Genomic DNA, 243 nt, shown 5'->3' with positions numbered 1-243 from the left:
GATATAAAAATCTGCTGTCGCATAATCATAGTTTGCTAGACGGTTCTTGAGAAAGACTAAGCGTTGCTCTGAATCTTCAGCGTATGGGCTATTTGGGTAGCGTTGCAACAGGCGCTTGAAGTCATTGAATGCCAGCTTAACAGGCTCTGGATCGCGATCTGAACGGTCGATGTTAAACACATCGTGAAGGAAGTTTCTGTCCTGCGCCATATGAGAAAGACCACGCATATACAGAATCCAATC

Annotated in this window: 1 protein-coding gene; it reads right to left on the bottom strand. The window is 44.9% G+C overall.

What is annotated here, in order from left to right; all coding sequences use genetic code 11:
- The coding region (gene bamD, locus AB4585_RS29535; RefSeq protein WP_372172397.1) for an outer membrane protein assembly factor BamD at positions 1–243 on the bottom strand (243 nt) is incomplete at both ends.

It is taken from the genome of Vibrio sp. 10N.222.49.C9 (assembly GCF_041474985.1).
GTDB lineage: Bacteria > Pseudomonadota > Gammaproteobacteria > Enterobacterales > Vibrionaceae > Vibrio > Vibrio crassostreae_C.
The sequence above is the reverse complement of the archived record's forward strand: the minus strand, read 5'-3'. Positions and strand labels throughout refer to the sequence as shown.